The organism is Budvicia diplopodorum (genome assembly GCF_009800925.1).
Taxonomy (GTDB): Bacteria; Pseudomonadota; Gammaproteobacteria; order Enterobacterales; family Enterobacteriaceae; genus Budvicia; species Budvicia diplopodorum.
On the sequence record NZ_WOYF01000010.1, the window covers coordinates 72,044 to 94,090 of the forward strand.

A 22,047-nucleotide genomic window follows, 5' to 3' on the forward strand; every position below is an offset into this window, starting at 1 on the left:
AATCCGTTAAATCCATCCGCGTTCAGCAAATGAGACGCACTCGCCACAACCAATAACGATATGATCGAGCACCTTAATATCCAATACCGAACACGCTTTTAATACCTGATCGGTGACGCTACGGTCTGCCTGACTAGGCTCCGCAACGCCGGAAGGGTGATTATGCGCTAATATTACCGAAGCTGCATTAGACTTTAGCGCTTCACGCACAATTTCTCGCGGGTGTACTTCAACACAGTTGAATGTTCCGGTAAACATCTCTTTATGATAAAGAACCCGATTCTGATTATCTAAGAACATAACGATAAATACTTCACGGTCCCTTTGAGACAACAACCCCTGTAAATATTCCTGGGTTTTTTTGGGGTTTCTAATCGAAGATTCTTTTGCTATCTGATGGCCCAAAAACCGCCGGGACAATTCCACTGCGGCCTGTAGCTGAGTATATTTAGATAACCCCAACCCCGGTTGCTCACAGAAATGTGTGTAGTCTGCTGAGATGAGCGCATACAGTGAACCAAACTCAACCAACAGCTGGGCGGCCATTTCTGAAACATGCAGGCCCGGCAAGCCGGTGCGCAAAAAAATGGCTAATAGCTCTTGGTCTGATAGCGTAATTGCGCCAAGCGCCAGTAACTTTTCTCTCGGCCCATGCCCTTTTGACCAAATGTGTTTCTTTGCTTTTGTCATAATACCTTCCTGCCTGGAGATAATGACGCCATGATGAATAAATGCTTACCCTGACCAAAGGGTTAAACTCCATTATGTGGAAACACTTCGCAAAAATAATTTTATTAGTTACGCCTGAAGGGTTTTTCTGGCATATAGATCTCCTTTGCTGAGGTTATGATAAAATCCTCAGGCTCAGGTCGAAAGTCCATGAAATGAGAGTCTGGGGCATTCCTCTGTTAACAAATAGGATGGTTATCATGTCTACACTAAACGGTAAGAAAATTGTTCTGGGCATCAGCGGCGGAATTGCTGCATACAAATGCCCCGAAATTGTGCGCCGTCTGCGTGACAGAGGAGCGGAGGTTCGCGTCGTGATGACCAACGCAGCTAAAGCATTTATTACCCCATTAACGCTACAGGCCGTTTCCGGCCATCCGGTTTCAGACGACTTATTAGATCCTGCTGCCGAAGCCTCTATGGGGCACATAGAGCTGGGGAAATGGGCTGATATAGTACTGCTGGCACCGGCCACGGCCGATTTATTAGCTCGCCTGGCGGCCGGAATGGCAAATGATTTACTGAGCACGATTTGTTTAGCTACCGCGGCTCCTATCGTCGCCGCTCCAGCGATGAATCAACAGATGTATAAAGCAAAGCCAACCCAGCATAATATCCAAATTCTGGCCTCCCGGGGTGTACACTTATGGGGCCCGGACAGCGGAAACCAGGCCTGTGGTGATATCGGTCAAGGAAGAATGCTGGAACCGCTGGATATTGTCGCCCGCTGCGCGGACTTATTCTCCCATACTCAAGATCTTGCCGGAGTAAAAGTTCTCATCACGGCGGGTCCGACCCGAGAAGCGTTAGATCCGGTCCGGTTTATCAGCAACCACAGCTCCGGTAAGATGGGCTACGCCATTGCTAAAGCCGCAGCGGATCGGGGCGCTGTAGTCACGCTGGTCAGCGGCCCGGTTGAATTAGCCACTCCTGCTAACGTCAACAGAATAAATGTCACCAGCGCGCGGGAAATGCGGGAAACCGTAATGCAGTATGCCGCATCACAAAATATTTTTATTGCCTGTGCCGCCGTTGCGGACTACCGTGCAGAGCAAATCGCCGATGAAAAAATAAAAAAACAGGGCGACGATTTACTGTTAAAAATGGTAAAAAACCCAGATATCGTTGCCGAGGTTGCGGCAATGAAGGCAGATAGACCCTTTGTCGTAGGATTTGCTGCCGAAACACAAAATGTGGAAGAATATGCACGGCTAAAACTAGACCGTAAGAATCTTGATCTCATTTGTGCTAATGATGTATCACTGTCGGGCCACGGCTTTAATAGTGATACGAATGCCTTGCACCTATACTGGCCAAATGGTGAAATGAGTCTGCCTCTGAGCGACAAATCTTTGCTTGGTCAAAAACTGATGGACGTAATAGCCAACCGCTATGATAAAAAAAATTGATGTAAAAATTATGGATTCCCGTATTGGCAGCGTATTTCCGTTGCCAACCTATGCTACCACCGGTTCTGCAGGCCTTGATTTACGTGCCTGTCTGGATACAGCCGTGACGCTAAATCCGGGTGAAACTCAACTGTTGCCGACGGGTCTAGCTATTCATATCGCTGATGCTAATTTAGCTGCAGTGATCCTACCTCGTTCAGGCCTTGGTCATAAACACGGCGTCGTTCTGGGCAATTTAGTCGGCCTAATCGACTCTGATTATCAAGGGCAGCTAATGGTTTCAGTCTGGAACCGTGGCCAAACTCCGTTTGTGATTGAACCCGGCGAACGTATTGCTCAAATGGTCTTTGTTCCGGTAGTTCAGGCCGAGTTCAATATCGTAGACGATTTTGAAAGCACTGAGCGCGGTGAAGGTGGCTTCGGTCATTCGGGTCGCCAGTAACCTATTTCCGTTCTAAATTTAAAAGTAAAAAAACAGTGTGAATCAGCACTATCGCTGATTGTTTAGGAATGGGTGAAAGCCCGTTCCTTATTAGGATGTCATTGGGCATGGTAGAAAAAGTAAAGAAAAATCGCAGGGAAGACATACTGCAGGCGCTTGCGCAAATGCTGGAGTCAAGTGACGGTAGTCAGCGGATCACTACGGCAAAGCTTGCTGCAAACGTTGGGGTTTCCGAAGCGGCGCTTTATCGCCATTTCCCCAGTAAGATGCGCATGTTTGACAGTCTGATCGAGTTTATTGAAGACAGCCTGAATAGCCGTATTAATCTGATACTGCAGGATGAAAAAGATACGTTTAACCGCGTACGATTGATCATGCTTTTGGTTCTTGGATTTGCAGAAAAAAACCCGGGCTTAACCCGGATTATGACCGGCCATGCGTTAATGTTTGAGCAAGACCGCCTGCAAAGCAGAATAAATCAGCTTTTTGAACGTATAGAAACTCAGCTACGTCAGGTACTGCGGGAGCGTAAAATGCGCGAAGGTCAGGCATTTACCTATGATGAAGGGCTGATTGCCAGTCAGCTTCTGGCGTTCTGTGAAGGCATGATGTCACGCTTTGTCCGCTCTGAATTCCGTTACCGGCCGACCGAAGAGTTTGAAGCCCGCTGGCCAATGTTGTCCTTACAGCTCCAATAAATCTACACTAATTAGCTAAATAAAAAGGCCCCGGAGAATCAACCCTCCGGGGCCTTTTACTTAAATAACCTGCGGTTCTCGGTTATTTAAATTTTTGGAAGAAATCATTACCTTTATCATCGACCAGAATAAAGGCGGGGAAGTCTTCAACTTCAATTTTCCAGATAGCTTCCATATCCAGCTCAGGATAGGCGATACACTCTAGCTTCTTAATACTGTTCTGAGCCAGAATAGCCGCCGGGCCACCAATGCTGCCTAAATAGAAACCACCGTGTTTCTTACAGGCATCGGTCACCTGCTGGCTACGGTTACCCTTCGACAGCATAATTAAGCTACCGCCGTTAGATTGGAAGGCATCAACGTAAGAGTCCATGCGACCCGCGGTTGTCGGGCCTAATGAGCCGGAAGCATAGCCCTCTGGCTTTTTAGCCGGTCCGGCATAATAGATCGGGTGATCTTTAATGTACTGAGGCAGGTCTTCACCTTTATCTAACATCGCCTGCAGTCTGGCATGGGCAATGTCCCGGCCGACAATAATCGTGCCCGTCAACAGTACGCGGGTAGATACCGGATACTTCGACAAATCGGCCAGAATCTCAGGCATCGGGCGATTCAGGTTAATATGTACCGCATCGCCTTCACCAAGGTTGCGGTACTCCTGCGGAATGTATTTACCCGGATTATCTTCCAGCTTCTCGATCCAAATACCGTCTTTATTGATCTTAGCCTTAATATTACGGTCCGCAGAGCAAGAAACCCCCATACCAACCGGGCATGAAGCACCGTGGCGCGGCAGGCGAATAACCCGAATATCGTGAGCGAAGTATTTACCACCAAACTGGGCACCAATACCTAAGTTATGCGCCGCTTTTAACAGCTTAGCTTCCATATCCAGATCGCGGAAAGCCTGACCGCCTTCATTTCCCTTGGTAGGCAATGAATCATAGTATTTAGCCGATGCCAGCTTAACCACCTTCAGGTTAGTTTCCGCCGACGTACCTCCAATAACGAACGCCACATGATACGGAGGGCAGGCAGCCGTTCCCAGACTCTTCATTTTCTCAATCAGATATTTTTCTAATTTTTCCGGCGTCAGCAGCGCTTTGGTTTCCTGATACAACGCCGTTTTGTTTGCCGAACCGCCGCCTTTAATCACGCACAGGAACTTATACTCGTCCCCTTCTGTGCTATATAGATCAATTTGTGCTGGCAGGTTACAGCAGGTATTCACTTCGTTATACATATCCAGCGCAGCGTTTTGGGAATAGCGCAGGTTGTCTTCAACAAAAGTGTTAAATACGCCTTTAGACAAGGCCTCTTCGTCATTACCACCGGTCCAGACCTGCTGACCTTTTTTACCCATGATAATCGCGGTGCCGGTATCCTGACAGAAAGGCAGAATGCCTTTAGCGGCAATTTCTGCGTTACGTAAGAAAGTCAGAGCGACGTATTTATCATTTTCACTGGCCTGCGGGTCAGCCAAAATTTGAGCCACCTGAGCCTGATGAGCAGGGCGCAGTAAAAAGGAAGCATCGTGTAAAGCGTGCTGAGCAACTAACGTCAGCGCTTGGGGCTCAACCTTAAGAATTGGGTTTCCTTCAAATTCACCGACTGAAACATGGTCCTTAGTCAGTAAATAATATTCGGTGTCGTCTTTTCCTAACGGATAGGTGTCCTGATATTTAAACTCAATCGTTGACATATACTTCTAGCCTTTTATGTTTTTTTTAAAAGATTAACGCGACATTGATCGTTACTTCTAGTGTCAGAACGACGCCGACACCATAAGACAAGGCAACTACTTACACAATAATTTAGCATTCAGAAGGTAACAGCCGTTGCCATAATAGGCTGATTATACTGATTATTACTCTAACCCGGCCCTATTATGGTTCAAAGGACAGTTTGATTCCATGATCCGGCCCCTACAATAACAAATGGCGTGCGCCAAAAACGCCGGAGCACGCCACCCTACCTCTATAAAAAACTATAAAAACCCGTACATGGCAGCAAATATCCAGCCGAAGACGCAAGATACGCTTACGCCAATCAGGCCCGGTAAAATAAAGCTGTGGTTAATAACAAAGCGACCAATTTTGGTGGTTCCTGAACGGTCAAACTGAATTGCCGCGAGGTCACTTGGATACGTTGGCAGAATATAATAACCGTAGCAGGCAGGTGCAGAAGCCACGATGTAGGCAGGATCGACACCAATCGCCAGCGCCACAGGAACAATCGCCGCCAGCGCAGCCGCCTGTGAGTTAACAAACTTAGAAACTATCAATAGAACAATCGCATAGGCCCACGGGTACTCTTTGACCGTTTCACCTAAAACCGCCTTGATATCGGTCATATGGGCACCGAACATGGTTTCGGCCATCCATGCGATACCATATACCGCCACGATAGCAATCATACCTGAACGGAATACTTCATTCTTAGAGATCGAAGCCGCATTGGTTTTAGTAATGATAATGATCAGTGCACCGGCTAACAGCATAAACATCTGAATGACCAGCACCATAGAAAGTGGCTTGCCGTCAAAAGTAGGACGAAGCCCCTCGAATGCCCCAAGAATAGCCACTACTGCAATTGAACCCAAGAAGATCCACATCGCTACCCAGTTTTTCATTGGCAGCTTTTTATCTAACAGCGTTGCTGTGTCGCCATAGACGTAATGTTTATTCTCTGGTACTGCAATGAATGCCTGAAAGTCTTGGTCTTTATCTAGGTCCTTACCTCTGAACCAGCTAAAGATACCAATGGCCAGAATACCCAACAGCGTTGAAGGAATCGTAATAGACAGCAGGTCTAAGAACTGAAGATGCTTGCCGTCAAATGTGAAGTTACCCAGCATCGCTACTAATGACACGACGGCAACCGACACCGGACTAGCAATTATCCCCATCTGGGAACCGATGGAACTTGCCGCCATTGGGCGCTCGGGCCGGATGTTATTTTTAATCGCAACGTCATAGATAATAGGAAGAATAGTGTAAACCACGTGACCGGTACCGCAAAGGATGGTCAGCGTACAGGTTACAAAAGGAGCAACAATTGAGACGTATTTTGGATTTTTTCTCAATAATTTCTCTGCGATTTGCAGCATCACATCCAGACCTCCTGAGGCCTGCAAGGTGGCTGAGGCCGCCACTACCGCAATAATCACCAGCATAACGTCTACCGGTGGCTTACCCGGCTGAATATGGAAAACAAACACCAGAATAACCAAGCCAATACCGCCTAATAAACCCAGCGCTATTCCTCCTTTACGTGCTCCGTAAAACAGGCAAATCAATATAATGACCAGTTGTAAAGCAAATTCCATATATACCCCCGCAAACTCCAGTAACTAATTAAATGAAAGAAGAAAATAATATTTTAAGACTTCATATTTTATTAATTTTATATATAAGTGACGTCTGTCACAGCACTCAACTGACTTTTCATTTATGCGATATTAGCGTTATCCATCACCATTATGGCAATTAATCCCAGAGTATTTAATCAGTTAATTAAAACCCAACAATCTATCTCATATTTAAAACACCATAACTATATAGAGTTAAATATAATGTTTTATTGATACAGATAAACTTTCTGTTATTAATTTTTAAAATACAAACCAGATATTGTTTTAGCAATAGACGTTAACTCATAAAGTTAAAGCGTTGTTAATAAAATGTATTCACTAACAAATTGAATATGACTAACCAATATAATAATTAACAATAAGAGATATGAAAGACTACAATGAATAATAAACGTACTAACAATAATAGATTGATAAAATTAATTCTAAAAATAGAAGCCCAGCACACACGCTTGATAAGATAAAAAATTAATGTTTAAGCGTTTGAATCTAATGAAACTCAACCGAATTCTTAGTGTTAAAAATAGCCAATAGGAAGAAAAAACTTACCGGCTATTTCCCGTAGCGGCCTTAAATCTTACAGCCTTCGCAGTCATCTTCGCCCAACAACGCGTCTGGAACTTCATTGATTTTTTGCTCGGCCTTCTTCTGGGCAACTTCCAGCTCAGCGTCAATGTCAAAATCGAAAATATCATCACTCATTATCCATACTCCCCTCTTCTCGAACCCAAATTATAGCGTACTATTTTACTACATTGCCCGGCTAGCCACTCACTAATGATGAACCAGCTGATATCACTGTGAATATTAGTCAGACATTTTCGACGCTATTCCCTCACCGCATCACTTATAGCGCTATCACCATCTCATGCCACGACATACCGCCGTGATCCGATGCTGACCGTTTCACATAGCTGAATCCGAACTTCTCATACAGCCCAACGTGGCGCTCTTTACACATCAGATGAATGGTGGCTTTACCCAGCTTTTTCATACGCTCAATAAAGGCCACCATCAGTTGGCTAGAATAGCCTTTTCCCTGATAGTCAGGATGAACCACCACCGACATAATCACCACGTTAGGTGCATCAGGGTCGTGCCCTACCAGCTCTTTAAACGCTTCGTCTGACATCACAACGTCATAAGCGCAGCCGCTGTTAATAAAACCGGCAATGCCGTCTTTGGTTTCCAAAACAATAAAACCATCGGGATACATCCGGCTTCGCTTGGTGATTTTCTCTTTCGTTGCCGCCTCATCACCTTCATACGAAACGGTTTCTATCTCATAACATCTGTCTACGTCGTTTGCCGAAACCGTTCTGATATTGACTTGTTCCACAATCACGATCCCTGAATATTTAAAAATGAATGATTGGTTATATTATTGTCATCGACAGACACAAAAAAGACGCCTGTTTGATGAAAGCGCCTAAGACAATATAAAAATTATGACCAATATGTACAAGAGATAATAAAAGAAAACCCCACGATACGCGTGGGGTTGGTTTAAACCATCAACCAAAGAGTAATACAACGTTTTAACCGGCTTACCTGTTGTCTTTCACTAAGGCACATTTCAATTCAAATCTTTTAATCCAAGCCTTTTCATCCAAATAGGGGGACCTGATGATTTATGGTGCTTGTACTCGCTATCCTGAAGATAATCTGCGGACATATCCCCCGCAGATGAGATCAACAAACCGTTGTTTAAACCGGCACTACGCTGCCATGCCCATACCAACAATGTTGGCCGCCATAATAATCACCAGACAGCCGAGGCACAGTATCCGCACCGGTTTACGCCCCACGCCAAGCCACTCTTTGAGCAATAGCCCAACGATACCGCCGCACAGCACGTAAAAGCTCATATGCAGCATCCAGCTCATATAACCGTACTGCTCAGGGACATTTGCGTGGCCCCACGCGTAGAAGAAAAACTGGAAATACCACATGGTGCCGCCCAGAATGGAAAACAGGGCATTGGTAATCAACAGCTTTTTAGCCACTGAAAAATCTGCTTTAACGGATAAGTCAGATTTGATCGCTAAACGAACAAAGCAGAAACCAAGGTTAACAATCGCCCCGCCCCCCATAATGACCACATAGCTAGGCAGCGCGACGTAAAGCGAACTGATACCCAACTGTTCAGCAGCCTGATGCATCGGTTTAGCCGCATCCATGGCAAACGACATACCGGCAGAGAAAATGCCGCACATCAGCGCCAAAATTAGGCCTTTCTTTAAATTAAACTCTTCCGCCTGAATACCTAACGCCCTTTCTTTAAGTAAACCGGCATAGCTAACAATACCAACCCCCACAACCGCCACGGCAACGCCAAGCAGCGTCATCTGGCCGCCGGAAGTGGTCAACAGCAAATGGAATTTACCCTGCAGTACCGGCGTCATCAGGGTACCAATAATCAGCGTAACGCCGATGGCAATGCCGATACCCAACGACATCCCCAAATAGCGCATGGTCAGGCCGTAGTTAATATTACCTACCCCCCACATCGCGCCAAACAGAAATACCGGCATTAGCGTGGAAAAAGAGAACGACCCGTAATAGGCCCAGAAGTCAGGCAGTAACAGATAGCTCACCGCCCAGGGTAAAATTATCCATGAGAAAAAGCCGCCGAGAGACCACATCGTCTCCCACGACCAATGTTTAACCCGCTTAAACGGCGCATAGAAACACGCTGCGCTAGTCGCACCAACAAAATGCCAGAAAATGCCAAGAAGAATAGAACCACTCATACCACTAACCCTTTATTATTAACTATAATTAACATCAGGGGCCGCAATTTGGATTACGGCATTATGAGTTAATGAGGAACTCCCCATAACCACAGTGGCTACAGTGTAAAAATGAATCAGCCCTCTCAGCCTTTATGTGATTGCCACTGTCGTGTAGCTGCTGGCAAAAATCAAAAGATCGGAGTGAGCCGAGTCACAAATCCGTGAATTAAAACGATAATTACCTAGAAAGGGGATGCAGAGCTGGGGGAAGGATTGGTGGATCCTTGGCTTTGGGCCTCTGGCTTCGGGTTTTTGACTTTGGGTCGTCTTCCCGTTGAAAAACGGGCTCCAGTCCGTGAACTTGAACTTGGTTGACCGATACGAATGCCGGAAAGAAAACGACCAAGACGACCAGAGGAATGATGACCCAAGAGAAGGCCATAAGACGCAAGAATTAGCAACCAGCAACAATAAACTCAGCGCGCTAATCTAAATAAAATACCTCTCTCAACCCATCGCTCACCGGGCTACTATCCGCGTTCGACGGCATCACGTCCGACATATACTTCCACCACCGTTGGCACACCTCAGTCTGAGCCACCGCGTTCCAGCGCTCCTCTGACTCAATTTCCACATATCCAAACAGCAAATTCCGTTTTTCATCGATGAAAATACTATAATGATGAGCACCGTGGAGCTTCAACACCTGCTCCAGATCTGGCCATATAGGGCTATGCCGCCGTTGATATTCAGCATGAGCATCCGAATTAACGCTCATCACAAACGCTTTACGAAACATAGAAACGCCTCTCGTTACCTGAATAAATAAAGAAAAACCGGTGGTCTCCCACCGGCTATGTCACCAGCTTACAGCGCTATTGCCGCCGCCATTGGCGTGACCCCAAACCGCTGAGCCAGAGCAACCAATTCCTCAGAAGAGATGCTCTGTTTTTTGCCGCCCATAGAACGAACTTTCACCATGATCTCCGCAGACTTCTCGGCGGTATCAATCAGGCCAAAAGCGTCGTCCAGCGTTGGGCCCGTACCGAAAATGCCATGGAACGGCCACAGTACCAGCGAATGATGCGACATTTGCTCGGCGGTACAAATGCCGATACCGTCAGTACCCGGTACCATCCAAGGCACGATACCAACGCCGTCCGGGAAGACCACCAAACACTCGGTACTGCCTTCCCATAGCTCACGGGTTAGCACCTCATTTTTTAGCTCCAGCACATAGCTCAGCGCAATCAGATTAGTCGCATGGCAGTGCATAATGACCCGATCGCTGCCGTTGCTGAGCTTCATGCGAACAATATGCGACTGGAAGTGGGCCGCCAGTTCAGAGGTCGGCAAACCGCCCTTATCCAGCCCCCATAAAATCTGGTAACCATTGCCTTCGCCGTTAATCTGTAGCACCACTAGATTCTCAGACGGGCTGAGCGGCACGTTGCGAAAGAACTTACCGGATCCGGTAACAATAAAATAGGCGTTGGCCAGCTCAGGCATTGGCTGAGTCAGAGCCTCCTGACGCGGCTGAGAGTAAAAATCAGACCGATATGGGGCAACGTCTTCCGGCAATAACCGCAGGCTGATATTCCCGCCGTTACGCTCATCCCACCCTTTCAACCACATATCGCCGGTGGCCTTAACCATGCCCTGAACAAACCATGAAGAAATAATATTTTGCATAATAAAAAACCCTTAACGCTTGCTAAGAACGGATTGTTCATATTGGCGCACAGCCTGTAACCACTCACTGCCGGCCGGTGTGTTATGGCGTAGACAATAGGTTTCCCACACTGCCTGCCACGGTAAACATTTTTGCTCTTCCAGCAGCGCTAAACGAGCGGTGTAGTCGCCATCAACTTCTAGCTGGCGCAGCATGTCGGTCGGTTCTAACAGCGCCCGCAGCAATGCTTTCTTCATGTTGCGGGTACCGATCACCCACGCCGCAATGCGGTTGATAGACGCGTCAAAGAAATCCAACCCAATATGCACTCGGTCAAACAGCTTGTTACGGATAATTTCGTGAGCAATAGCCTGAGTTTCATCATCTAGTAAAACAACGTGGTCACTGTCCCAGCGCACCGGGCGGCTCACGTGCAGCAGCAGATGTTTTACAAACAGCATCACGGTAGAAATTTTGTCAGATATCACTTCGGTCGGGTGGAAGTGGCCGGCATCCAGACACAGGGCGGTTTCGCGGCTGGCGGCATAGCCAAGGCAGAATTCATTGGAACCGACGGTGAAACTCTCGGCACCAATGCCAAACAGCTTACTTTCTACCGCATCGATATGCTCTTTTTGGTCAAACTTCTCGCCGATTACTTCATCCAGCGCCGTCATCAGCCGCTCACGGAAAGCAAAGCGATCGACCGTCAGGTCTTTCATCCCGTCCGGAACCCAAATATTCATCACGGATGCGCTACCCAGCTCACGGCCAAAATAGGCTGATACCCGGCGGCTAGCCTGACAGTGTTCAATCCAGAACTGGCGAATTTCAGGGTTAGCGTGAGACAGCGTAAAGCCATCGGCGCTCAGCGGATGAGAGAAACAGCTTGGGTTAAAATCCAGCCCCAGCCCTTGCTTACGTGCCCACTCAACCCAGTTGGCAAAGTGCTTTGGCTCAATTTCATTACGCGCAACCGGGGTGTCTGACTCCAGATAGATCGCATGCAAATTCAGACGCTTTGGCCCCGGAATCAAGGCTAACGCCTGTTCCAAATCGGCCCGTAGCTCGGTGGCATTGCGGGCTTTGCCCGGATAGCTACCGGTCGCCTGAATACCGCCGGTCAATGCGCCACCGGAATTTTCAAACCCGGCGACATCATCGCCCTGCCAGCAGTGCATTGAAACCGGCAGCGTGTCCAGCAGAGTTAGCACAGACTCCACGTCTACGTTTAGTTCGGCGTAACGCGCTTTGGCCAAATTCCAAGCCTGTTCGGTTGATGTTGTCATAGTAAAAAATCCTCGTGAGTATGGCTAAGCGCCTGAAAACGACGCCAGTGTTGAGAAAAATCAGAAGGTTTATTCGGGACATAACGGCACAGAGGGAAATTATCAGCCAGCACGCTACGGTAGCTTTTCACATCGCTAACTTCATTCAGAGCCATAAGCTGGCAGCCCAAATTACCCAAGGTTGAAGCTTCGACAGGACCGGCATAGACGGTCAGGTCGCAAACGTCGGCACAAAGCTGATTGAGGAATTCGTTCTGGCTACCGCCGCCGACAATATGCAAACGCCGCACGGGCTTACCCTGAAGGTCCTCCAGTTCCAGAATCACCTGACGATAAAACAGGGCCAGACTGTCAAAAATACAGCGGGCCAGTTCGGCCTGACTTTGGGGAATCGGCTGCTGCCGCTCACCGCAGGCCAAGCGAATTTCATCCACCATCGACGACGGATTAATAAATCGATCGTCATTCGGATTAATCAGGTGGGTAAAGGCGGGCAGCTCAGCCGCCTCAACAATTAATGCCGGTAAATCGGTTATCTGCAGCTCCTGACACACTCGCTGCAGCAGCCACAGCCCCATAATGTTTTTTAGCACCCGATAGGTGCCATTAATTCCACCTTCATTCGTGATATTGGCCGCCAGCGCTCTGGCATCGTTGAACGGTTCAGCGCTTTCAATGCCCATGAGTGACCAGGTACCCGAGCTTAAATAAACACAGCCGCTGGCTTTGAGGGGTGCGGCAATCACCGCACTGCCTGTATCATGGGTGGCCACTGACGTGACAGGAACTTTCTGGCCGGAAGGGCTGGTCCAATATCCAATCTGATGCCCCGGCTGAGACGGTTTGGTGAACCATGAATACGGAATATTCAGATACGCCAGCAGATCGGGATCCCAATCGCCGGTATTCAGATTAAGCAGCTGGGTAGTGCTGGCATTGGTATATTCATGATTAACGTTACCGGTCAGGCGATAGTGCAAATAGTCTGGGATCAGCAATAAATGCTCAACCTGTGAAAGCAACTCAGGCTGACTATCTACCAGCGCTTTTAGCTGATATAGCGTATTAAACGGCAGGAATTGAATGCCTGTTTTACCATACAAATTTTCCTTTCCCAGCTCATTTATCACTTGAGCCATCACACCGTCGGTACGGTGGTCCCGATAGGCATACGGAAGCCCAACCCGCTGACCGGATTTATCCAGCAAAACGTAGTCCACGCCCCACGTATCTATACCGATGCTGTCAATCCGCACGCCTGAACTGTCGATAGCCGTCAGCCCGTGTAAAATTTCACGCTCAAGCGCATCCAGATCCCAAGTATCGTGGCCATTTACCTGCGTTAACCGGTTCACAAACCGGTGGATCTCTTTTAGCGTCAGGCTGCGCGGCCCGGCCTGCCACGTTGCCAGCATTACCCGCCCGCTGGAGGCCCCCAAGTCGATAGCGACAATATTGCGTTCAGTCATAGCAACCTTCCCTTATTAATCTTATGGAAAGTCTAAGGAAACTCGCTATCGGCCACCTTCCGGTCATTGCCACTGGGCTGCGGGGATTGGCAAAAAAACAAAGGCCAATGTGAAATCGATCACAAAAGTAATAAATGCTGGCCCATATCGTCGGCAATGGCTTATGTGACCCCTGCCACAATTCGACTAAATAATCTCCAAATCTTAGAAAACAGAACGTTTTCATACAATGTAGCGTCTGAATTTTAAGGCGGAGGCAAGCCTCTCCCTTCTAAGATGCTGGCTCATTACGTTGAAAGGAGTCTTATATGACCTTACTGAAGAGTGATGAATTTTTTGCATCCATAGCGTCAACTATTGCAATAGAAAACCGGGCGCCTCAGTACGAATTTCCAGAACATTGCCATGATTTTTATGAAATCGTTGTGGTAGAGCACGGTTCTGGAGTCCATATTTTTAACGATAGTCCTTATACCCTGTGCAGCGGTACCGTGTGTTTTCTGCGGGACAGCGACTATCACCAGTTTGAAAATATGGAGCAAATTCATCTCACCAACGTGCTCTATCGCTCACCAAAATCATTTCGTTGCTTATCCGACATAGAACCGTTCCTGCCCTGCAATGTTCAAACGGGAAAACGACAGTGCCACTGGCAAATTAACCAAAGCGCATTAAAAAAGGCCAAAAGCTGTATCAGTGAGCTGGAAGAAAAAAGCAAGAGCACTAAGCTGGAAGATATCGCCACCAATGAAGGCATATTTTTACAGCTCTTGATGCTGCTGCGCCAAAGCTGTTTTGAAACTCACAAAAACGACAGCCATGAAGCCTGCGTAAGCGCTTTGCTTAACTGGCTGCGCAATAACTACAGCGAGGAGATTATTTGGGAAGAGCTGGCCGACCGTTTTTCACTGGCGTTAAGAACCATGCACCGGCAGATAAAACAGCATACCGGCATGACGCCCCAACGCTACCTCAACCGCCTACGCCTGCTGGCAGCCCGGCACCGTTTATTCCAGAGCGATGACAGTATTACCGATATTGCTTACGGCTGTGGATTCAGCGACAGCAATAATTTTTCCGTTCAGTTCCGGCGAGAATTCTCCCTTTCCCCTTTACAACTGCGCAATTCCGCACGCTGACGAGTGACAGTAATTGATATTAAAAGAGCGACATTAAGAAATATTCAGATTAAAAAACATATCGTTATACTAATATTCAGAGAGCCGTCAACATCAGCGCATGGCAGATATGTCACACTACCATGATAAGGAGTACTAACGGGAAACAGCAACAACATGCCATTACTAAAACTTCACACTAGCGACTTCTTTTTTACTGATAATCATGCGGTTACCGTAGCTGAAAGGCTTCCTCAACCCATTTTTCCTATTCACAATCATGACTTCTATGAGCTGGTGATCGTGCTGCGCGGTAATGGATTACACATCATTAATGATGTGCCTTATTACATCACCTGCGGTGACCTGTTTTATATCAATGCTGACGACCAGCATAGCTACGAATCGGTAGATTCTCTTGAGCTAAACAACATCCTTTACTGCCGCCACCGGCTAAGCCTATTGTCTGACTGGCAAAGCCTGTTGCCCGGCGATGAAACCCATCAGGAACAGCGCTACTGGCGGTTAAGCGTGCAGGGAATGTCAGAAATTCGCCCAATAGTCGATGCATTAACCAAAGAGAGCATGAAGTCAGACAAGCTGTCCATTCAGCTCAGCGAATCCTTATTTCTTCAGCTTGCTCTACTATTGAAACGCTATCGTCACCCGCCGAACAGCTACCAGCTAGCCGACGGCCAACTATTGGATTTACTGATGCTGGCTCTGCACGCTGGCATAGACAAACCTTTCCGGCTAGACGACTTTTGCCAACAGCATAGTCTTTCATCCAGAAGCATTCAGACACTGTTTAAACAGCATACTGGCGTAAGCGTCAGCCACTATTTGCGCCAGCTCAGGCTATGCAAAGCGATGGCGATGCTTAGGCAAAAAACGTTGCATATCGGCGAGATTTCGTCGGAGTGCGGTTTTGAAGACAGCAACTACTTTTCGGCCGTATTTAGCCGGGCGATGGGCGTTTCACCCAGCGAATATCGGCAGAGGTTCAGGTAGCAAATAGCGATGTCTGGTGAATAGCGTTTCAATATCTGAGTCCTTTTTTGGAGGAAATAACTCAATTCGCCCCATCTCCTTACCGCAAATGACCAGACCCTTTCGTTTCAGGTAACTAATCTTATCCCTCAATACAGGCAAGTTAAGCTCTCATTAATTTGCTGTATCTCACAAATCTATATCAAGAGGCGTTACAACGCCCTTTTCTTGGTTCCGCTGCGTTGACAGAAAAATAAACTGATAGTAGCCTGCCCTTAATGGTACCGCTCCCACGAGAAAATAATAAATGAAAAAGATTAAGAAATTGTTAGCTTCTATTTATAACTGTGAGCTAGAAGGACCCTTTATTCAGTCTCTTATCGCCAAGGTTGAACAACAGAAAAAGACCGTTACCAGAGTCAGGAAGCAGGGATGGGATGAAAGCGATGTTGTATTGATAACCTATGCCGACCAATTTCATTGCGATCACCAAAAAACCTTAAAAACGCTGGATGATTTTTATCATCGCAGGCTGAAAAATACGTTCTCTCACGTTCATCTATTGCCTTTTTATCCTTGGTCGTCGGACGACGGTTTTTCCGTAATAGATTATCATCAGGTCGATCCGCTCTGCGGTGACTGGCAGGATATTGCCCACCTAAATCAATCAACAAAGCTGATGTTTGATTTTGTCTGTAACCATATTTCAGCAAAAAGCGAGTGGTTTCAGGGCTATTTAAGCGGGCAGGAAAAATATCAGAATTTCTTTGTTTCAGTCGATCCGAAAACTGATTTATCTGCGGTAACGCGCCCTCGGGCTTTACCATTGCTGTCGCCTTTTATTCTGGCAGATGGCACTCAACAACATATATGGACCACCTTCAGTGACGATCAAATTGATCTCAACTTTGCCAATCCGCAGGTGCTATTGGCGATGGTCGATGTGCTACTTCACTATCTGCAGGAAGGCACCGAGTATATACGCCTGGATGCAGTGGGCTATATGTGGAAAACCATCGGCACAAGCTGCATTCATCTTGAAAAAACGCACCAGCTAGTGAAGCTTTTTCGAGCGGTGGTGGATGAAGTCGCACCGGGCACGGTATTGATTACCGAAACCAACGTTCCACACAAAGACAACATTTCTTATCTCGGCAACGGTCATGACGAAGCGCATATGGTGTACCAGTTCCCATTACCACCGCTGGTCCTCCATGCCATCCATACCGGGTCTGCTCAGGCGCTAAGCCGGTGGGCGGCCTCTTTAGACGATGCGGGTAACGGTCACACTACCTGGTTTAACTTCCTCGCTTCTCACGACGGCATTGGTCTGAATCCATTACGCGGTATTTTGCCAGAAGAAGAGATCCTGCACCTTGTGGCCGATCTTCAAGCAGAGGGAGCGCTGGTAAACTGGAAAAACAATCCTGACGGTACCCGTAGCCCCTACGAAATTAACGTCACCTATATGGATGCGTTAAATAAGCGAAATAGTAGCGATGAGCAACGATTGGCCCGCTTTATTCTCGCCCACGCCATTCTACTAACGTTCCCGGGTATACCGGCTATTTATGTACAAAGTATTCTTGGCTCGCGTAATGATTACGAGGGAGTGGAGCATCTGGGCTATAACCGCGCCATTAACCGTCAAAAATATGACTTGAATGAAATAGAGAGCCAGCTTGACGGTGGAAACCCATTACGCCAGCAGGTCTTTACGCAATTATCTCATCTTGTTGCCGTGCGCAAAAAGCAGTCGGCATTTCATCCAGCCAGTTCTTTTGTTGCAAACGCTTATTGTGAAAATTTATTAGTTATTCAACGTTCCTCTACCGGTGGCGAGAATATTCTGGCGCTGTTTAATCTTAGCGATAGCGTTCAGTCATTCCCGCTGCCGGATAACAATTTCCATGAATTGATCGCCGACAGGGAAATTAGAGGGAATCAATCTTACGACATGCAGCCTTATCAGGCGTTATGGCTTAGCTACTAATATAAGGGAAGAACAATGAAAATCTCAAAACCAGTGCTGCTATCAGCACTGATAGCCGCTGCTTTGCTCTCAGGTTGTAAACAGGATGATGCAGAGCAGGTCACCATTGAATTTATGCACTCGTCCGTTGAACAAGAACGTCAAGCGGTAATCAGTAAACTGATTGAACGCTTTAGCCAAGAAAACCCGCTGATTACCGTCAAACAGGTACCCGTCGAGGAAGATGCCTATAACACCAAGGTGATCACTCTGGCGCGTTCCGGCGCACTGCCGGAAGTTATCGAAGTTAGCCACGATTACGCCAAAGTCATGGACAAAGAACAGCTTATCGATCGCGATGCCATCAAAACGGTGATTTCAGACGTCGGCGAAAGCAGCTTTTACGAGGGTATTTTGCGCGTGGTGCGCACCGAAGACGGCAACGCCTACACCGGTGCGCCGATCAGCGCCTGGCTGGGCGGCATCTGGTATCGCAAATCCACGCTGGCAAACGCTGGCATCAGCGAGCCAAAAAACTGGACGGAATTGCTCAACGCCGCGCGCGCTATGACTAACAGCGCAGGCAAAAAATACGGCATCGCGCTGCCCACCGCAGAAAGCGTGATGACCGAGCAAACCTTCTCACAGTTTGCGCTCTCCAACGGCGCGAACGTGTTCGACGCCGCCGGAAAAGTCACAGTTAACTCCCCCGAAATGCTGGCTTCGCTTAACTACTATCGCGATCTGGCGCAGTACACCATGCCTGGTTCCAACGACGTAATGGAAATTAAAGACGCCTTTATGAATGGCACCACGCAGATGGCCGTCTATTCCACCTACATTCTGCCCGCATTCTATAAAGACGGTTCACCGCAGGATCTCGGCTTTGTAGTACCAACGGAAAAATCCCCTGCGGTGTACGGCATGATCACCTCGCTGACGATCACCGCAGGCCAGAGCACGCAAGAGACGCAAGCGGCACAGAAGTTTGTTTCGTTTATGGAGAAGGCACAGAACTCCGCTGATTGGGTGATGATGTCGCCGGGTGCTGCACTGCCGGTAACAAAAGCCGTCGTGCAAACGGATAGCTACAAAAATAACGACGTAATCAAAGCCTTTGGCACGCTGCCCGCCGAGCTAATTGCCCAGTTCCCGAATGTGCAGGTGTTTGGCTCGGTCGGGGAAAAAAACTTCACCCGCATGGGCGACATCACCGGTTCGGCAATCTTAAGCGAAATGGTCAACAAAGTGACCGTGGGCAAACAGCCGACTGAAACCGAGCTGGATAACAGCCAGAAACGCATCGTCGAATTGATGGCGCAACACTAAACCACAGGATAAGTGATTATGAAGAAGTGGTTCTCAGGCCGCTCCGACATGCCCTTTGCCATGATGCTGCTCGCCCCCAGTTTGTTACTGCTCGGGGGGCTAGTCGCATGGCCGATGCTGTCGAACATCGAAATCAGTTTTCTGCGTTTACCGCTTAATCCGAACATCAGCTCGCGGTTTATCGGGCTAGAAAACTACATCAACATCCTGACGGATGCCGCGTTCTGGCATTCGCTATGGACCACTTTCTGGTACACCGCGCTGGTGGTGCTGGGCAGTACCGGGTTGGGATTGGGCGTAGCGCTGTTCTTTAACCGTGAGTTCCGGCTGCGTAAAACATCGCGTTCGCTGGTGATCCTTTCCTACGTTACACCGTCGATCTCGCTGGTGTTCGCATGGAAGTACATGTTCAACAGCGGCTACGGCATCGTCAATTATCTCGGCGTAGACATGCTGCACCTGTTCAATGAAGCGCCGCTGTGGTTCGACAACCCCGGCAGCAGTTTCTTTCTGGTGGTGCTGTTTGCCATCTGGCGCTACTTCCCGTATGCGTTTATTTCGTTCTTGGCGATTTTACAGACCATCGATAAATCACTGTATGAAGCGGCTGAAATGGACGGCGCTAACGCTTGGCAGCGGTTCAAAATCGTCACGCTCCCGGCGATTATGCCAGTGCTGGCAACGGTAGTGACGCTGCGGACTATTTGGATGTTCTATATGTTCGCCGATGTCTGGCTGCTGACCACCAAAGTCAACATTCTCGGCGTCTATCTATATAAAACCGCCTTTGCATTTAACGACTTAGGAAAAGCGGCCGCGATCTCGGTGGTGCTGTTCGTCATCATCTTCGCGGTGATCCTGCTGACCAGAAAACGGGTGAACCTCAAATGACTGCAAATAACCGCAAACTGCTAGGGCGCGTGGGCTTTTACTTTGGGCTGGCGCTGTTTCTGGTGGTCACGCTATTCCCGTTCTTCGTGATGCTGATGACGTCGTTCAAAAGCCCGAAGGAAGCAATATCTCTACATCCGACCATTTTCCCACAGGAGTGGACGCTAGGGCACTATATCGACATTTTTAACCCCGATATCTTTCCGTTTGTGACCTATTTCAAAAACAGCTTAATGGTGTCGCTAACGTCCTCTGCGGTGGCGGTATTGATCGGTATTCTCGGGGCGTATGCGCTTTCAAAACTGCGTTTTAAAGGGCGTCTGACCATCAACGCCAGTTTTTACGCAGTGTATATGTTCTCTGGCATTTTACTGGTGGTTCCGCTGTTCAAAATCATCACTGCGTTGGGGATTTATGACACCAAGCTCGCACTCATCATCACGATGGTGACACAAACGCTGCCCACGGCGGTGTTCATGCTGAAAAGCTATTTCGACACCATTCCGGATGAAATAGAAGAAGCAGCGATGATGGACGGCCTGAATCGCCTCCAGATTATCTTCTATATCACCGTACCGCTGGCAATCTCCGGCTTGGTTTCGGTATTCGTCTACTGCTTTATGGTGGCGTGGAACGACTATCTGTTTGCATCCATTTTCCTCTCCAGTTCGACGAACTTCACGCTGCCGGTGGGCTTAAGCACGCTGTTCAGCACGCCGGATTACGTATGGGGAAGAATGATGGCGGCGTCATTAGTGACGGCGTTGCCGGTGGTGGTTATGTACGCGCTATCTGAACGGTTTATCAAAAGCGGCCTGACTGCAGGCGGCGTTAAAGGTTAATGGGTAGTTTAATTATCGGAGCACAAAAATGAAAAAGTTAGTAGCAAGCGCACCGCGCGTTGCGGCGCTGGTGGAATATGAAGATCGCCCCGTCGCGGCAAACGAAGTGAAAATCAAAGTAGCCTTTGGCGCACCGAAACACGGAACCGAAGTGGTGGATTTTCGCGCCGCCAGCCCGTTTATCGACGAGGAATTTTCTAGCGAATGGAATATGTTTGTACCGCGTGCCGAAGGCGCTGCGCGCGGTATTGAGTTCGGCAAGTTCCAGCTCGGCAATATGGTTATCGGGGACGTGATTGAGCGTGGTGCTGATGTCACTGAATACCAGATTGGCGATCAAGTTTGTACCTACGGCCCGCTGCAGGAAACCGTCATTGCTAACGGTGTCAGCAACTACAAACTGCGCAAAATGCCGGCCGGAGCGAGCTGGAAAAACGCGGTTTGCTACGATCCGGCGCAGTTTGCCATGAGCGGCGTGCGTGATGGCAACGTGCGCGTTGGGGACTTTGTGGTGGTATTCGGTCTGGGCGCTATCGGCCAGATTGCCATTCAGCTGGCCAAAAAAGCCGGCGCTTCTATCGTAATTGGCGTCGATCCTATCGAACACCGCTGCGAAATTGCCAAACGCCACGGCGCTGACTTCTGCTTTAACCCCATCGGTACCGATATTGGCCTAGAAATTAAAAAGGTCACCGGCAAGCTGGGCGCTGACGTAATCATCGAGACCAGCGGCCACGAAACTGCGCTTCAGGCAGCCCTTCGCGGTATCGCCTACGGCGGCACTATCTCTTATCTGGCGTTCGCCAAACCCTTCCATGATTTCAATCTTGGTCGCGAAGCCCATTTCAACAACGCAAAAATCGTCTTTTCTCGCGGCAGCAGTGAACCGAATCCGGACTATCCGCGCTGGGATCGCAAACGCATCGAAGAAACCTGCTGGGAACTGCTGATGAATGGCTATCTAAACTGCGAAGACCTTATCGACCCGATTGTAAGCTTCCATGATAGTGCCGAAAGCTACATGAAGTACGTCGACCAGCACCCGGATCTGAGCATCAAAATGGGCGTCACCTTTTAATTAAAACGGAT

At 48.2% G+C, this 22,047-nt stretch carries 20 protein-coding genes; 10 read left to right on the forward strand and 10 right to left on the reverse strand.

All coding sequences use genetic code 11. The annotated features are described in order from the left end of the window. Positions 1–6: 6 nt before the first annotated feature. Positions 7–690 carry a RadC family protein gene (gene radC / locus GVI43_RS10650; protein ID WP_159566837.1) on the reverse strand — a complete coding sequence of 228 codons (684 nt, stop codon included), beginning with the start codon at positions 688–690 and terminating at the stop codon, positions 7–9. A 239-nt stretch (positions 691–929) separates the two neighbouring features. Between radC and coaBC the strand changes: the two genes are divergently transcribed. The 3 genes from coaBC to slmA all read left to right on the forward strand — a co-directional run bounded on the left by coaBC (position 930) and on the right by slmA (position 3,278). Next, positions 930–2,138 (forward strand): bifunctional phosphopantothenoylcysteine decarboxylase/phosphopantothenate--cysteine ligase CoaBC, encoded by a 1,209-nt coding sequence (gene coaBC, locus GVI43_RS10655; RefSeq protein ID WP_159566838.1) that lies wholly within the window; start codon positions 930–932, stop codon positions 2,136–2,138. Continuing rightward, positions 2,122–2,580, forward strand: coding sequence for a dUTP diphosphatase (gene dut, locus GVI43_RS10660; protein WP_159566839.1), 459 nt, complete (start codon positions 2,122–2,124; stop codon positions 2,578–2,580). The genes coaBC and dut overlap by 17 nt, the downstream gene beginning before the upstream one ends. A gap of 107 nt (positions 2,581–2,687) precedes the next feature. After that, the gene (gene slmA, locus GVI43_RS10665; protein ID WP_159566840.1) at positions 2,688–3,278 is read left to right on the forward strand and encodes a nucleoid occlusion factor SlmA; all 591 of its coding nucleotides are present in this window, start codon (positions 2,688–2,690) and stop codon (positions 3,276–3,278) included. An 82-nt stretch (positions 3,279–3,360) separates the two neighbouring features. On the opposite strand, the gene GVI43_RS10670 is transcribed toward slmA, so the two are convergent. The 9 genes from GVI43_RS10670 to rhaB all read right to left on the reverse strand — a co-directional run bounded on the left by GVI43_RS10670 (position 3,361) and on the right by rhaB (position 13,816). After that, positions 3,361–4,980, reverse strand: a complete 1,620-nt coding sequence (locus GVI43_RS10670; RefSeq protein WP_159566841.1) for a fumarate hydratase — start codon at positions 4,978–4,980, stop codon at positions 3,361–3,363. Between the two features lie 285 nt (positions 4,981–5,265). After that, on the reverse strand, positions 5,266–6,606 hold the full coding sequence (locus GVI43_RS10675) for an anaerobic C4-dicarboxylate transporter (RefSeq protein WP_159566842.1): 1,341 nt from the start codon (positions 6,604–6,606) through the stop codon (positions 5,266–5,268). A gap of 615 nt (positions 6,607–7,221) precedes the next feature. Next, positions 7,222–7,353, reverse strand: coding sequence for a hypothetical protein (locus tag GVI43_RS15960; RefSeq protein ID WP_281351005.1), 132 nt, complete (start codon positions 7,351–7,353; stop codon positions 7,222–7,224). Between the two features lie 145 nt (positions 7,354–7,498). Then, a complete protein-coding gene (locus tag GVI43_RS10680; RefSeq protein ID WP_211959088.1) occupies positions 7,499–7,990 on the reverse strand; it encodes a GNAT family N-acetyltransferase in 492 nt (163 codons plus the stop codon). 379 nt (positions 7,991–8,369) lie between these two features. After that, positions 8,370–9,404, reverse strand: a complete 1,035-nt coding sequence (gene rhaT / locus GVI43_RS10685) for an L-rhamnose/proton symporter RhaT (RefSeq protein WP_159566844.1) — start codon at positions 9,402–9,404, stop codon at positions 8,370–8,372. A gap of 466 nt (positions 9,405–9,870) precedes the next feature. Continuing rightward, entirely contained in the window at positions 9,871–10,185 is a 315-nt protein-coding gene (gene rhaM, locus GVI43_RS10690) for an L-rhamnose mutarotase (RefSeq protein WP_159566845.1), read from the reverse strand. A gap of 68 nt (positions 10,186–10,253) precedes the next feature. Continuing rightward, positions 10,254–11,078, reverse strand: coding sequence for a rhamnulose-1-phosphate aldolase (rhaD, locus tag GVI43_RS10695; protein WP_159566846.1), 825 nt, complete (start codon positions 11,076–11,078; stop codon positions 10,254–10,256). Between the two features lie 12 nt (positions 11,079–11,090). Further along, positions 11,091–12,347 (reverse strand): L-rhamnose isomerase, encoded by a 1,257-nt coding sequence (locus tag GVI43_RS10700; RefSeq protein WP_159566847.1) that lies wholly within the window; start codon positions 12,345–12,347, stop codon positions 11,091–11,093. Then, entirely contained in the window at positions 12,344–13,816 is a 1,473-nt protein-coding gene (rhaB, locus tag GVI43_RS10705) for a rhamnulokinase (RefSeq protein ID WP_159566848.1), read from the reverse strand. The genes GVI43_RS10700 and rhaB overlap by 4 nt, the downstream gene beginning before the upstream one ends. A gap of 308 nt (positions 13,817–14,124) precedes the next feature. Between rhaB and rhaS the strand changes: the two genes are divergently transcribed. The 7 genes from rhaS (at position 14,125) to ycjQ (ending at position 22,036) form a co-directional block, all read left to right on the forward strand. Further along, complete coding sequence (rhaS, locus tag GVI43_RS10710) at positions 14,125–14,955, forward strand: HTH-type transcriptional activator RhaS (protein ID WP_159566849.1); 831 nt, start codon at positions 14,125–14,127, stop codon at positions 14,953–14,955. A 156-nt stretch (positions 14,956–15,111) separates the two neighbouring features. Then, positions 15,112–15,945, forward strand: a complete 834-nt coding sequence (gene rhaR / locus GVI43_RS10715) for an HTH-type transcriptional activator RhaR (RefSeq protein ID WP_159566850.1) — start codon at positions 15,112–15,114, stop codon at positions 15,943–15,945. 286 nt (positions 15,946–16,231) lie between these two features. Then, the gene (locus tag GVI43_RS10720; protein ID WP_159566851.1) at positions 16,232–17,917 is read left to right on the forward strand and encodes a sugar phosphorylase; all 1,686 of its coding nucleotides are present in this window, start codon (positions 16,232–16,234) and stop codon (positions 17,915–17,917) included. A gap of 15 nt (positions 17,918–17,932) precedes the next feature. Further along, positions 17,933–19,225: an ABC transporter substrate-binding protein gene (locus GVI43_RS10725; RefSeq protein WP_159566852.1), complete on the forward strand. Its 1,293-nt coding sequence runs from the start codon at positions 17,933–17,935 to the stop codon at positions 19,223–19,225. 18 nt (positions 19,226–19,243) lie between these two features. Continuing rightward, positions 19,244–20,116: a carbohydrate ABC transporter permease gene (locus GVI43_RS10730; RefSeq protein WP_159566853.1), complete on the forward strand. Its 873-nt coding sequence runs from the start codon at positions 19,244–19,246 to the stop codon at positions 20,114–20,116. Continuing rightward, positions 20,113–20,958: a carbohydrate ABC transporter permease gene (locus tag GVI43_RS10735; RefSeq protein WP_159566854.1), complete on the forward strand. Its 846-nt coding sequence runs from the start codon at positions 20,113–20,115 to the stop codon at positions 20,956–20,958. Before GVI43_RS10730 ends, GVI43_RS10735 begins: the two co-directional genes overlap by 4 nt. A 28-nt stretch (positions 20,959–20,986) precedes the next feature. Then, the gene (ycjQ, locus tag GVI43_RS10740) at positions 20,987–22,036 is read left to right on the forward strand and encodes a D-guloside 3-dehydrogenase (protein ID WP_159566855.1); all 1,050 of its coding nucleotides are present in this window, start codon (positions 20,987–20,989) and stop codon (positions 22,034–22,036) included. The last annotated feature ends 11 nt before the right edge of the window (positions 22,037–22,047 follow it).

What these genes read in the sequence shown, in the direction of transcription:
- GVI43_RS10730 (WP_159566853.1), top strand. Translation starts at nt 19,244, where the DNA reads ATGAAGAAGTGGTTCTCAGGCCGCTCCGACATGCCCTTTGCCATGATG.
- GVI43_RS10675 (WP_159566842.1), bottom strand. Translation starts at nt 6,606, where the DNA reads ATGGAATTTGCTTTACAACTGGTCATTATATTGATTTGCCTGTTTTAC.
- GVI43_RS10670 (WP_159566841.1), bottom strand. Translation starts at nt 4,980, where the DNA reads ATGTCAACGATTGAGTTTAAATATCAGGACACCTATCCGTTAGGAAAA.
- GVI43_RS15960 (WP_281351005.1), bottom strand. Translation starts at nt 7,353, where the DNA reads ATGAGTGATGATATTTTCGATTTTGACATTGACGCTGAGCTGGAAGTT.
- rhaS (WP_159566849.1), top strand. Translation starts at nt 14,125, where the DNA reads ATGACCTTACTGAAGAGTGATGAATTTTTTGCATCCATAGCGTCAACT.
- rhaR (WP_159566850.1), top strand. Translation starts at nt 15,112, where the DNA reads ATGCCATTACTAAAACTTCACACTAGCGACTTCTTTTTTACTGATAAT.
- GVI43_RS10735 (WP_159566854.1), top strand. Translation starts at nt 20,113, where the DNA reads ATGACTGCAAATAACCGCAAACTGCTAGGGCGCGTGGGCTTTTACTTT.
- rhaB (WP_159566848.1), bottom strand. Translation starts at nt 13,816, where the DNA reads ATGACTGAACGCAATATTGTCGCTATCGACTTGGGGGCCTCCAGCGGG.
- GVI43_RS10720 (WP_159566851.1), top strand. Translation starts at nt 16,232, where the DNA reads ATGAAAAAGATTAAGAAATTGTTAGCTTCTATTTATAACTGTGAGCTA.
- GVI43_RS10700 (WP_159566847.1), bottom strand. Translation starts at nt 12,347, where the DNA reads ATGACAACATCAACCGAACAGGCTTGGAATTTGGCCAAAGCGCGTTAC.
- GVI43_RS10725 (WP_159566852.1), top strand. Translation starts at nt 17,933, where the DNA reads ATGAAAATCTCAAAACCAGTGCTGCTATCAGCACTGATAGCCGCTGCT.
- coaBC (WP_159566838.1), top strand. Translation starts at nt 930, where the DNA reads ATGTCTACACTAAACGGTAAGAAAATTGTTCTGGGCATCAGCGGCGGA.
- radC (WP_159566837.1), bottom strand. Translation starts at nt 690, where the DNA reads ATGACAAAAGCAAAGAAACACATTTGGTCAAAAGGGCATGGGCCGAGA.
- slmA (WP_159566840.1), top strand. Translation starts at nt 2,688, where the DNA reads ATGGTAGAAAAAGTAAAGAAAAATCGCAGGGAAGACATACTGCAGGCG.
- rhaT (WP_159566844.1), bottom strand. Translation starts at nt 9,404, where the DNA reads ATGAGTGGTTCTATTCTTCTTGGCATTTTCTGGCATTTTGTTGGTGCG.
- rhaM (WP_159566845.1), bottom strand. Translation starts at nt 10,185, where the DNA reads ATGTTTCGTAAAGCGTTTGTGATGAGCGTTAATTCGGATGCTCATGCT.
- rhaD (WP_159566846.1), bottom strand. Translation starts at nt 11,078, where the DNA reads ATGCAAAATATTATTTCTTCATGGTTTGTTCAGGGCATGGTTAAGGCC.
- ycjQ (WP_159566855.1), top strand. Translation starts at nt 20,987, where the DNA reads ATGAAAAAGTTAGTAGCAAGCGCACCGCGCGTTGCGGCGCTGGTGGAA.
- dut (WP_159566839.1), top strand. Translation starts at nt 2,122, where the DNA reads ATGATAAAAAAAATTGATGTAAAAATTATGGATTCCCGTATTGGCAGC.